The 12,056-nt window shown below is 55.6% G+C and carries 12 protein-coding genes; 9 read left to right on the top strand and 3 right to left on the bottom strand.

The genetic code is table 11. The annotated features are described in order from the left end of the window. Positions 1 to 4 precede the first annotated feature (4 nt). The 9 genes from cdhB to MTHE_RS01445 all read left to right on the top strand — a co-directional run bounded on the left by cdhB (position 5) and on the right by MTHE_RS01445 (position 9,067). Positions 5 to 553 (top strand): CO dehydrogenase/acetyl-CoA synthase complex subunit epsilon, encoded by a 549-nt coding sequence (gene cdhB, locus MTHE_RS01485; RefSeq protein WP_011695487.1) that lies wholly within the window; start codon positions 5 to 7, stop codon positions 551 to 553. A 50-nt stretch (positions 554 to 603) separates the two neighbouring features. After that, complete coding sequence (gene cdhC / locus MTHE_RS01480; protein WP_011695486.1) at positions 604 to 2,013, top strand: CO dehydrogenase/CO-methylating acetyl-CoA synthase complex subunit beta; 1,410 nt, start codon at positions 604 to 606, stop codon at positions 2,011 to 2,013. A 16-nt stretch (positions 2,014 to 2,029) separates the two neighbouring features. Beyond that, a complete protein-coding gene (locus MTHE_RS01475) occupies positions 2,030 to 2,215 on the top strand; it encodes a hypothetical protein (protein WP_175265624.1) in 186 nt (61 codons plus the stop codon). Positions 2,216 to 2,271: 56 nt separating this feature from the next. Next, entirely contained in the window at positions 2,272 to 2,460 is a 189-nt protein-coding gene (locus tag MTHE_RS01470; protein ID WP_175265623.1) for a hypothetical protein, read from the top strand. A gap of 13 nt (positions 2,461 to 2,473) precedes the next feature. After that, positions 2,474 to 3,235, top strand: a complete 762-nt coding sequence (locus tag MTHE_RS01465; protein ID WP_011695485.1) for an ATP-binding protein — start codon at positions 2,474 to 2,476, stop codon at positions 3,233 to 3,235. A gap of 12 nt (positions 3,236 to 3,247) precedes the next feature. After that, a complete protein-coding gene (gene cdhD, locus MTHE_RS01460) occupies positions 3,248 to 4,606 on the top strand; it encodes a CO dehydrogenase/acetyl-CoA synthase subunit delta (protein ID WP_011695484.1) in 1,359 nt (452 codons plus the stop codon). Between the two features lie 5 nt (positions 4,607 to 4,611). Continuing rightward, a complete protein-coding gene (gene acsC / locus MTHE_RS01455) occupies positions 4,612 to 6,024 on the top strand; it encodes an acetyl-CoA decarbonylase/synthase complex subunit gamma (RefSeq protein ID WP_011695483.1) in 1,413 nt (470 codons plus the stop codon). Between the two features lie 219 nt (positions 6,025 to 6,243). Beyond that, a complete protein-coding gene (locus MTHE_RS01450; protein ID WP_175265676.1) occupies positions 6,244 to 6,666 on the top strand; it encodes a PaaI family thioesterase in 423 nt (140 codons plus the stop codon). Between the two features lie 460 nt (positions 6,667 to 7,126). Continuing rightward, positions 7,127 to 9,067, top strand: a complete 1,941-nt coding sequence (locus MTHE_RS01445; protein ID WP_011695481.1) for an aconitate hydratase — start codon at positions 7,127 to 7,129, stop codon at positions 9,065 to 9,067. A 482-nt stretch (positions 9,068 to 9,549) separates the two neighbouring features. Here MTHE_RS01445 and cofH read toward each other — a convergent pair whose 3' ends face one another. The 3 genes from cofH to MTHE_RS01430 are packed head-to-tail and all read right to left on the bottom strand — an operon-like array spanning position 9,550 to position 11,993. Beyond that, on the bottom strand, positions 9,550 to 10,683 hold the full coding sequence (gene cofH / locus MTHE_RS01440) for a 5-amino-6-(D-ribitylamino)uracil--L-tyrosine 4-hydroxyphenyl transferase CofH (protein ID WP_232840872.1): 1,134 nt from the start codon (positions 10,681 to 10,683) through the stop codon (positions 9,550 to 9,552). Further along, the gene (locus MTHE_RS01435; protein ID WP_011695479.1) at positions 10,610 to 11,092 is read right to left on the bottom strand and encodes a methyltransferase RsmF C-terminal domain-like protein; all 483 of its coding nucleotides are present in this window, start codon (positions 11,090 to 11,092) and stop codon (positions 10,610 to 10,612) included. Before MTHE_RS01435 ends, cofH begins: the two co-directional genes overlap by 74 nt. Then, positions 11,085 to 11,993, bottom strand: coding sequence for an RsmB/NOP family class I SAM-dependent RNA methyltransferase (locus MTHE_RS01430; protein WP_011695478.1), 909 nt, complete (start codon positions 11,991 to 11,993; stop codon positions 11,085 to 11,087). The genes MTHE_RS01435 and MTHE_RS01430 overlap by 8 nt, the downstream gene beginning before the upstream one ends. Positions 11,994 to 12,056: the final 63 nt, after the last annotated feature.

The following is a 12,056-nucleotide window of genomic DNA, read 5'->3' as shown; positions in this document are numbered from 1 at the left end:
GGAAATGGCAGTCGACACAACCAAAAACCCCATACCTTTTGAGATGGCCCAGATCCCCGGGCCTGAGATGGCAAAGGCCTATCCTGTGAAGGTCATAGGCGCCATCATAAAGAAGGCAAAGAGGCCGCTGCTGGTCGTGGGAGCAGAGCTCTTCGACGACCCGGTCATGTTCGATAAGGCGATAGAGATCGCCAAGGCTAAGAACATGACGATCGCTGCGACAGCTCACACGATCAAGGGCTTCATCGAGAGAGGGTACACGACGAACGTCTATCAGATCGGGCTGCATCCGCTGACCAACTACCTGCGATTCAAGGACTGGAAGGGTCTGGATGGGCAGGGCCACTACGATGTGGTCATCTTCATGGGTATCTTCTACAAGTTCGCAAACGCCATGTTCTCTGCGCTGAAGCACTTCAACAGGGATATCAAGCGCGTCTCCATCGACAGGTACTACCATGTCAACGCTGATATGACATTCGGGAACCTGGCGTTCGACTCTGCAGGATACCACGAGGCGATCGATGAGCTGATTGCAATACTGAAGAAGTGATGTGAGATAATAATTCCAAAATTTATTTTGGTATTAGGAGAGGTGTAGAAATGGCTGAAGAGATCCAACTGGACATATCCCCGATGTACGAAGGGGAGCGCATAAGGAAGGACGACCTGTGGGTAGAGATGGGTGGACCGAAGGCAGACGGATTCGAGCTGACACTGGCCGCCTCAATGGACGAGGTAGAGGACGGGAAGGTCACGATCATCGGGCCTGACCTGAAGGATGTCAAGGAGGGCTCAACAATCCCCTTCGGCATGATCTTCAAGGTCGCAGGCGAGAAGATCGAGAAGGACCTGGAGTCGATCATAGAGAGGCGCAACCATGCTCTGCTCTCCTACATCAGCGGCCTCATGCACCTTAACCAGAGGTATGATATCTGGATGAGGCTAGGCAAGAGCCTGCAGAAGAAGGGCGTTACATCCTGGGAGCAGATATTCAAGCCTGTCATCAACCTCTACAAGGCCGAGATGCCCTTCATCGAGAAGATGGAGGTTACAATCGTCACGGATCCGGCGAAGGTCAAGGAAGAGCTGGAGAAGGCGATGCAGGTCTACAGGGCGAGAGACGAGAGGGCGAAGGGTCTGCATGACGAGGATGTGGATGTCTTCTACGGATGCACACTCTGCCAGGCGTTCGCCCCCACAAGCGCATGCGTCGTGACGCCCGACAGGCCTTCGCTCTGCGGCGCTATCACATGGTTCGATGGCCGTGCTGCGGCTAAGGTCGACCCGGAGGGCCCGCAGTTCCCGATACCGAAGGAGGGACTGAAGGATCCGATCACTGGCGAGTACGAGAGCATCAACCAGATGGCTGCGAAGAGATCCGGCGGCGAGTACACGGTGATGAAGCTGTACACCTTCTTCGATGCGCCACACACATCCTGCGGCTGCTTCGAGACGATCGGTTTCTACATGCCTGAGGTCGACGGAATAGGGATCTGTGATCGCGAATACAAGGGCAATGCTCCGAACGGCCTGCCGTTCTCGACCATGGCCGGACAGACAGGCGGTGGCAAGCAGGTCGTTGGCTTCCTCGGAATGGGTGTGCTGTATTACTTCTCCCCGAAGTTCCTCCAGGCAGACGGCGGCTGGCGCAGGATCGTCTGGATGTCCAAGAGGCTCAAGGAGAGGGTGAAGGAAGGAATACCCGCGGAGATGTACGACAAGATCGCCACAGAGGACGATGCCACAGATCTCGAGTCCCTGAAGAGGTTCCTGCTCAAGGTCGATCATCCTGTCGTCACAGGTGTTGTGAGGCCTGTTGACAACAAGAAGATAACCGAGGGATGGAAGTTCGAGGAGATCACAGACGAGCTCAAGGAGCAGGTCATCGCCTTCATCGAGAAGTATGAAGGAGAGATCGATACAGACAACGTGAAGAACGAGCTTCTCATGAGTGAGGGGCAGTTCATGCAGGTTGTCGAGGCACTCCAGGCCGATGGCGTGCTAGAGTGAATTGGAGGGTTTTGAAATGGCCAAGCTGGTATTGAAGAAGAAGGCGGCGGCTGCACCAGCGGCCGCTCCTGCTGCAGCCCCCGCGGCTGCCGCACCTGCTGGAGCTCCGGCATTCGCCATGCCCGCGGCCGGCGGTGCTGGCATAAAGCTGGTGCTGAAGGACGCGAAGATAACCATAGACAAGGTGGTTCTGGCGAAGTAGAACACCTGTCTCCTCTATATTTTTGCTGAGGGAGATTGAGAGGGAGGTTTTGGTATATGGCCAAGTTAGTGCTCAAGAAGAAGGAAGCTGCTGCACCTGCGGCTGCGCCCGCTGCTGCTCCCGCATCTGCGGCGGCACCTGCTGCACCGATGTTTGCGCCCGCTGCTGGTTCTCAGGGAATCGTCCTGGAGCTCAGAGGTGCGACTGTACACATTCAGGAAGTAGTCATCAAGCAGAAGAAGTAAGGAAGGCTAGATCTTGGGGAGAGTAATAGCGATAACAGGAAAGGGTGGCACTGGCAAGACTGCAGTCGCCGCTCTTCTCGTCAGATATCTGATCAAGAGCGGCAGGAAATACCGCGTTCTGGTGATCGATGCCGATCCGGATTCAAACCTCGCCGATGCTCTTGGCGTGGAGGTGACAAAGACCGTTGGCGATATGCGGGAGTTCATGCAGGAGGCCAGATACACCACACCGCCGGAGACTGACAAAGAGAGGCTCTTCGAGGCGAAGATCTTCGAGATACTCGTGGAGGAGAACGGCTACGATCTTCTGGTCATGGGCAAACCCGAGGGATCAGGATGTTACTGTTTTGTCAACAATCTTCTCAGGGGCATAATGGACAGGCTGATAGATCAGTATGACATCACAATCATAGATACCGCTGCGGGTCTGGAGCACTTCAGCAGAAAGGTTATCCCTGACCTGGACTCGTTGATCGTGGTCACAGACTCCTCCAGGCGTGGTCTTACCACGGGAGAGAGGATAAGGGAGCTGGCCTCGGAGCTCGGCCTGAAGTACAACAACCTCTACGTCATCGCCAACAAAGTGACTGAAAACAATAAAGAGAAGATCATCGAGAACGCCAGGTCCGTCAGCCTCAATGTTATCGGAACAATCCCCTACGATGAGAGGTTAGCCAACTTCGATCTAGTGGGAGACCCATTGATAAACCTGCCTGACGATGCGCCTTCTGTGAAGGAGATCGAGGAGCATGTCGTCAAGGCTCTGGGTATTTGAAGGGTGATTTATATGGCAGAGGAGAAGAAGATCAAGTTATCAGATCTGAACAAGACTTTGGCGCAATACGGCGTGGAGGCCCTTGAGGGTGTATCCATCGAGGGCGATATAGAGATCGAGATAGATACCGGGGCTGCCGGCATAGGGCCGCTCTTCGCCTACTACTTCGGCCAGGAGGTTGCCCAGATCGCGGTGCAGCTCGTCAAGTTCGCCAGGAGCATGGGGTATCCGGTAGATGCTCTGCTCCAGCCTGCTGCAGTTGCGCATGCTATATCTCCAGCCCCTGCTGAGGTTGTTGAGGCGGCGGCCAAGGTCCCAGAGTGGAAGGTCGCCACCAGCCTGGTCCAGGCGAAGTTCCAGGTTGGAATCGATGAGACGTGGAAGTATCCAATCCAGGAGGTGACGCTTGGGGCCACTAAGGCAGATGGCGGAAGCAGAGGCCACACGATCAAGATAGGAGGGGAGAAGGCGCTGCCGTTCTTCTATGATGCGCCAATGCCGCACAGGCCCGTGGTCACAATGGACGTCTTCGATATGCCCATCGGCATGGCAAAGGCTGTGAAGATGCACTACGAGGATGTCATCAACGATCCCGGCGAGTGGGCGAAGAAGGCAGTCACAAAGTTCGGTGCCGATCTCGTCACGATACACCTCATAAGCACAGATCCCCTCCTGAAGGATACTCCTCCCAGAGAGGCAGCGAAGACTGTGGAGGAGGTTCTCCAGGCTGTGGATGTCCCGATATGCATCGGTGGCTCCGGCAATCCGGACAAGGATCCTGAGGTTCTCAAAGCTGCTGCAGAAGTCGCACAGGGCGAACGCGCGCTGATCGCAAGCGCCAACCTGAACATGGACTGGGAGAAGATAGGGAGGGCATGCGTGGACAACGGTCATGTCTGCCTGGCATGGACGCAGCTCGAGATCAACTCCCAGAAGGAGCTCAACAGGAAGCTCATGAAGGTCGCAGGCGTGCCGAGGGAGTCCATAGTGATGGATCCAACAACGGCTGCTCTCGCCTATGGTCTCGACTTCGCGTACACCAACATGGAGCGCATAAGGCTTGGAGCGCTTAAGGGAGACGAGGAGCTTACATTCCCGATGTCCTCAGGCACGACAAACGCATGGGGCGTCAGGGAGGCCTGGATGGTCCGCTCGCCCAACAAGGAGGACTCCGACTGGGGCGACAGGATGCTCAGAGGCCCGATCTGGGAGATCATCACCGGATTCTCGCTTGCGATGGCGGGCGTGGATATATTCATGATGATGCATCCTCTTGCGGTCGCCTACCTCCAGGAGATCACACAGACTCTCATGGGACTGATAGATGCGGAGACTCCTGATATAACCAACTGGGTCAAGATGGAGGTCTGATAGCGATGAAGGAAAAGAGCCCCCTAAACCTTTACAAGCATCTGCCTCAGACCAACTGTGGCAAATGTGGATTCCAGACCTGCATGGCATTTGCAGCTGCTCTGATCGACAGGTCCAAGCGCGTCGAGGAGTGCACACCGCTGGCCGAGGAGAAGAAGTACGCGAAGAAGTACGAGACCCTCAAGGCGATAGTTGCTCCTGAGATCAGGCTTGTCTACGTCGGAACAGGCGAGAAGGAGCAGAAGGTCGGCGGCGAGGATGTCATGTACCGCCACCAGATGACGTTCTTCAACAAGCCGCCATTTGCCTACGACGTCACAGACACGATGGAGGAGGCAGCGCTCGTCGAGCGTGTGAAGAAGATCAGCACGTGGAAGAAGTTCTACATAGGCAAGTGGGAGCGCGTGGAGATGATCGCTGTCAGGTCAACCTCAGGCGATCCCGCAAAGTTCGCCGCGTGCGTGAAGAAGGTCATGGAGACCACAGATTACCCGATGATACTCTGCTCCTTCGATCCAAAGGTTCTCCGCGCTGGTCTTGAGGTCGCAGCCAAGACCAGACCACTGGTGTACGCAGCAAACAAGGACAACTGGCAGGAGGTCGCGAAGCTCGTCCACGAGTTCAACGTGCCGGTCGTTCTCAGCGTGCCATTCGATCTCGATGGACTCAAGTCGATGGCGCTTACGTTCGAGCAGATGGGTATCCATGATCTGATTCTCGACTTCGGAACAGCGCCCAACGGCAAGAAGCTCCAGGAGTCGCTGCACAACCTTCTCAAGCTCAGAAGGGCGGCGCTCGAGGAGGGCCAGAAGGACATCGCCTACCCGACGATCGCCCTGCCGATCAACGCATGGTTCACCACCAAGGATCCGGTGAGGGCCGCCTACTGGGAGTCTGTCCTTACAGCGACGTTCGTCATACGCGGCGCCTCGATAATGATCAAGCACTGCATCGAGCCGCACTGCGTGATGCCTGACATGCACCTCAGGTACAACATCTACACAGACCCGAGGAGACCTGTCCAGGTCAAGCCCGGCATCTACAAGGTCGGCAATCCGACAGAGGAATCGCCTGTCTTCGTCACGACGAACTTCGCCCTCACTTACTACACTGTGGAGTCGGATGTCGCCTCGAACAACATTGATGCCTACATAATGTCCATCAACACAGATGGTATTGGTGTGCAGGCATCGGTCGCAGGCGGACAGCTGAACCCACAGAAGATCGTCGAGGCGTTCAAGGAGGCGGACTTCGATTTCACGAAGATGAAGTATCCGTCGATCGTCCTGCCAGGGATGGCAGCGAAGTTCAGCGGCGAGCTCGAGGACCTCTTTGGCGGAAAGGTGAAGATCCTGGTGGGACCAGAGGATTCTGGGCGCATAGTCGAGTGGATGAAGAGCTACTGGCCGCCGAAGTGAAGCCCGGGGGTTTGAAGCCCCCTGATGTTTTTAATTCAAACACATTCCAGCTGGTTATTCTGTCCGCTTGATCATCTCGCGGTGCCGATTCTGCCTGTCTTCCGACTGCAGCAGATATTATCTCGGTGCTGTGCCAGTCTGCCCTCCGCAAACGATGATCTGGAGGAGCGTGAACTCCAGAACATGGGTTTTATTTAGATCCTTGAACAAGAAATTCTCATGGAATCAACCGGGATGTTGGAGATGCTTCGCTCAAAGGTCGACGAGCAGCCGTTCGCACGAAGGCTTGGGATGAGGCTTGTTGAGCTTGATGAGGGATACTCGAAGGTCGTGATGGAGCCATCTTGGGAGAACAGAAACTTCTTTGGGACCGTTCACGGCGGTGCAATATTCTCTCTGATAGACCAGGCATTTGGTGCGGCGGCAAACTCTCATGGGGCTGTCGCGGTGGCGATAAGCGTGACCGTGGACTACCTCCGTCCCGCAAGTCCTGATGAGACGCTTTATGCAGAGGCCAGAGAGGTCAGCAGAACCAGGAGGATCTCAACATACAACATCGAGGTCAGAAATCAGGAAGGGCAGCTGAAGGCCACATGCCTCGCGATGGCATACAGAAGGGATGAGAGGATCCAGTTTGAGTGATGCAGGGTCAAACATGTGCAGCGCATCCGGAGGTTTAGCGCGTATCTTCTGGTCTCTTCGCGGACCTGTCCGAATAAGGATAGAGCGCTTATGACAAACAAGAGCGGTATGGCTCATAATTTCTGGCTCCAACCTCTTTCGGACACGTCCCTCCTCGCCACAGAAAACTGTATATCATTTGGATGTGATTTGTAGAAGCAGTTTCCAGATGCACCCTGGCATGCGATAGATACCTCTGCGAGTGCTGAATGAATGTTTCTGCAGTGATTGCCATTCATCCTGCATACCAGTGCATCTTTGATGAGTGATGCGCATCGCAGCGTGCTGGATTCAGTGGTTGATCGTGGTGTGTTCAAGGTTATAACTGCTGTGCTGCGTGCAGGTATGCAATGATGCTGGAGGGATCTCCGGCAGATCGCGCAGAAGGATGGATGCATCTCATATCTTGGAGGTCACTTGGATGGGATACACCCTGACGGAGAGGATCCTGAGGGATCATCTCGTTGATGGAAAGTATGAGCCGGGTAGCGAGATCGGCATAAGGATAGACCAGACCCTAACACAGGATGCGACCGGCACCATGGCCTACCTTCAGTTCGAGTCGATGGGTCTTGAGGGGATAGCCACGGAGCTCTCTGTGAGCTATGTGGATCACAACACGATACAGGTCGGGTTCGAGAACGCGGACGATCACAGGTACCTCCAGTCGGTCGCTGAGCGATATGGCATATACTTCTCGCGCCCGGGAAACGGCATATGCCATCAGGTACATCTTGAGCGGTTCGGGCGCCCGGGAAAGACGCTGCTCGGATCCGACAGCCATACTCCGACAGGCGGCGGCCTGGGAATGATAGCAATAGGCGCCGGCGGGCTCGATGTGGCGGTGGCCATGGGCGGCGGGCCGTACTATCTGACGGCTCCGAAGGTGATGGAGGTTCATCTGACAGGAGAGCTCCAGCCCTGGGTCACCCCGAAGGACGTCATACTCAAGGTCCTGCAGATCCTCACAACGAAGGGAAACATTGGCTGGGTCTGCGAGTACACGGGGGATGGAGTTGCGGGTCTCACAGTGCCTGACAGGGCGACGATCACGAACATGGGTGCTGAGACAGGTGTCACGACCTCGATATTTCCGAGCGATGAGCAGACCAGAAGGTTTCTCGCGGCCCAGGGCCGGGCAGAGCACTGGGTGCCGCTTGCGCCTGACAGGGATGCTACATACGATAAAAGTATCGAGATCGATCTCTCGGAGCTGGAGCCCCTCGTTGCAGCACCCCACAGCCCCGGAAACGTCATCCCGCTGAGCAGGGTGGTAGGCACTCCTGTGGACCAGGTACTTGTGGGCTCCTGCACCAACTCGTCGTACACGGATATGATGACTGTTGCGAGTATGGTTAAAGGCAAGCATCTTCCTCCAAATGTAAGCTTCGGTGTCGCTCCAGGATCGAGACAGGTTTTGAGGATGATGGCCAGGAGTGGGGCGCTCGACGATCTAATAGCATTCGGCGCAAGGATCCTCGAGAGCGCGTGTGGCTTCTGCATAGGCAACAGCATGTCTCCCGGTACTGATGCCGTCTCGATAAGGACGAGCAACAGGAACTTCAAGGGCAGATCCGGGACTCCGAGCGCAAATGTCTACCTGACGAGCCCTGTGGTCGCAGCAGCGGCCGCGATAAAGGGGGAGTTTGTTGACCCCGCAGATCTGAAGATGGAGTTTCCAAGGGTGGAGATGCCGGATAGGTTCGAGATAGACGACAGCATGATCATTCCACCAAAACCAGCTGCGGAGAGAGCAAGAGTTGAGATATTCAGGGGTCCGAACATCGGTGAGCCGCCGAGGAACACGCCGATGCCCGGGAGCATAAAGGGGATAGTCGCCATAAAGGTCGAGGACAATATAACGACTGATCACATAATGCCTGCTGGCTCTCGGCTCAAGTACAGGTCGAACGTGCCGAAGTACTCGACGTTTGTCTTCGAGCCGCTGGATCCTGAGTTCTCGAGAAGAGCAGCTGAGCTCCGTGATAAGGGGCTGCACAACTTCATCGTCGCGGGTGTGAGCTATGGCCAGGGATCCTCCAGGGAGCACGCTGCGATGTGCCCGATGTATCTGGGGGTGAAGGCGGTCGTAGCGAAATCTATAGAGAGGATACATGCCGCAAACCTCGTGAACTTCGGGATACTCCCGCTCTACTTCGTCAGGGAGTCCGATTATGATATCATCGAGCAGGGCATGAGCATGACAATACCTGATATCAGAAATGCCCTGGAGAGCGGGGAGTCTCAGGTGAAGGCGATCGCCGGGGATCGCGAGATACCTCTGAGGATGGAGCTGAGCAGGCGGCAGCGGGAGATACTGCTTGCAGGAGGATTGCTTCCATACACGGTGAGGAGCAGATGAATTCTACACAGGTGTCATGCACGCACGCCAAATTGGAGCGGCCTTCCAGCCAGTCCAGCGTGAGGAGCAGATGAATTCTACACAGGTGTCATGCACGAGGAGGCTTGATGTGTGGAGGCAGCTGAGATACTGTTCTATGTCATAGTGTTCCTGATCGCCTACATGATCGCCAGGATCATACTCAAGATCATGCGTGGATACTGAGCCCGGAGGGCAGCGCCCGCTGGGACCATAGAACATCCTGCAGCACTAGCTGCTGGAGGCATGTTTGGAGGATCATCAGACCCAAAGTACGCTCAAATTGCGAGTGACTTACCGGCCTGAAAAACCGAAGTCGCTCTTATCCACATGATCTTTTCCGGAAAGACACCGATCCTGCTATGCGTTCTTGGAGAAGGAATGAGTGCCTCTAGCGACCAGATTGCATGTCCTCTAAGTTGTTGAAACCACAAGAGCGACCGAAGTTTACGCTCTGCTACTTCCTATCGGAGTATCCTTCTGTACAGCGTGTCCCTCTGCGTCGGTACTCTCCCGTGTTTCTTTATGAGATCCTGAAACTCATCCGGAGACATGTACTGTCCCTCTTTTGAGCCTGCGCATCTCGATATGTTCTCCTCCATGAGCGTCCCGCCGAGATCGTTTGCGCCCCATTCTATAGCTGCGCCTGCAACCTCCCTTCCGAGCTTCACCCAGCTCGCCTGGATGTTTGTTATGTACGGGTGAAGCGCAACTCTTGCGAGCGCGTGCATCTTCAGGTTCTCAAGGATGTCTGGAGGCGATGAGATCCTCCCGAGCTCTGTGTTCCCGGGGACGAATGGGAGAAGCACAAACTCCGTGAACCCTCCGGTCTCCAGCTGTATCGATCTGATGACCTCTAAATGACTCAGCCTGTCCTCGAAGCTCTCGATGTGACCGTAGAGCATCGTCGAGGTCGTTGGTATGCCCATCGCGTGCGCAGCTTTTATGATGAAAGACCATTCTGAGGTGCTGAGCTTCTCCGGACATATCACTTTTCTCACAGAATCGACCAGCAGCTCTGCTGCCGTCCCGGGCATCGAATCGAGACCCGAATCCCTCAAGGAGCGAAGGGCCTCATGGACATCTACCCCGGAGCATCTCGACATGTGCATCACCTCCATTGGAGAGTAGGCGTGGAGATGCATCCGGGGGAAGTTTGATTTGAGTACTTCAAGAATTTCACAGTAGTCTTCCACAGTGAGCCCTGGCGCCAGACCGCCCTGGAGGCATATCTCGGTGGCGCCCAGCTGCTCGGCCTCCTTCGCCCTCTGAACGATCTCCTCATGTGTCAGGATGTAACCATCGCTCTTCCTGAACGCGCAGAACCTGCATCTTCCTACACAGATATTGGTGAAGTTGATGTTCCTGTTTATGACGTATGTCACCTCCCTCCCGCAGCAGCTCTCCTGGAGCCTGCGGGAGAGGGAGAATAGCCTCATCGGGTTTCGCCAGAGGAACCGCATGAGATCGCGATTCAGCTCCGCACGATCCCCGGAATCGTTCAGCATGTCTTCACAGGTCGAATCACTCAGCGCCTTCATGATGTGCGTCTCCAGGATGGGTGTTATCCTGACACGCCGGTTGATCCTCAATCTCAAGAATCCTGCGCTCCCTGGGAAGCTGCGAGATCAGCCTTCCGGGGGTGTATAGGCCACAGCCTATCACAGAGCCCATGTGAGTTACAACCACATAACCCCTCTCCACCGGGGCCCTCAGCTCCAGGCTCTCGCCCGCGAAGAAGCGTCTCGCCATCTCATCATCCAGATCGATGACGTTCTTTCTCGCATATCTCCCCCAGAGCTGGAGCGCGTAGGTCGTCGGCTTCCACGGGCTCTCGCGCATCGATATGACCCTCATCCCAACGCTCTCGCACCTGAACGGCGGGATCTCGGGAAGGCTGAACGCCCATATCATCCTTCCGCGCCTGAAGAAGCTGATTCTCTCGAAGACCTTCTCAGGGATGCCGAACCTCTCATTCCACAAAGATACCACTGCATCTTTATTCACCAGCTGAAAGCCTTCTGCGGAGCTTCGCGACAAAGAATCCCCCCGTGTCATTCTCATGTGGATAATACCTTCTGCATTTCACGAGCTCCTCGCCGTAATCGATGCTGTTCCACGACGCTATACCCTGGCTTGATCTGAGGCCTTGGATTGTGAAGCTCTCCAGATCAGCGAGATCGAGCACTCTGGATACAACCCCCTCGTTCTCCTCCGGGGCGAAAGTGCACGTGGAGTACACCACGACCCCTCCGGGCTTTGTCAGCTGGATCGCCCTCCGCAGGAGCGATACCTGGAGGTTCTGCAGATCAGCGCTTCTCTTCGCAGAGCATCTCGCGATCACCTCAGGATATCTTCGAGCGGTGCCCTCGCTCGAGCATGGCGCATCTACAAGCGCTCTGTCGAAGTTGTACTGTGGAAATCGCCTCCCATCATAGGAGGTGACGACGACATTGACCGCGCCGAGCCTCTCAAGATTTGCCCTGAGCGGGACGATGCGTGCTGAAGAGCTGTCATTCGCGACCACAAGCCCCTTGTTTGACATCTGCATGCTTATCTGCGCGGCCTTCCCGCCTGGAGCCGCACACAGGTCCAGTATCCTCTCTCCGGGCTGCGGATCGAGAACTACTGGCGGTAGCATGGATAGCTCCTCCTGCACGTGAATCAGGCCCATGTGAAACTCCATGAGCCTTCCCGGCTTCTCCGCATCCAGCCTCAACCCGAGTGGATACCATCGCATGCGCTCGTACCCGATCCCCAGGCGGTCCAGCCTGGAGAGCAGCTCCGGGACTGAGGTCTTCAGTGTATTTATTCTAATGGTCACCGGCAGCGGCCTGCTCATGAAATCCAGGAATGCATCGAAATCAGGTATGATATCGCGATACCTCTCCAGGTGCTCGGATCCCATGTGCAGGTGGTGAATGCTTATCGGCAAAATATCTTGGCCTTCGCAGATCGGATGCTGGTTTTG

It is taken from the genome of Methanothrix thermoacetophila PT (assembly GCF_000014945.1).
Taxonomy (GTDB): Archaea; Halobacteriota; Methanosarcinia; order Methanotrichales; family Methanotrichaceae; genus Methanothrix_B; species Methanothrix_B thermoacetophila.
This window is presented reverse-complemented; position numbering and strand designations above follow the sequence as displayed.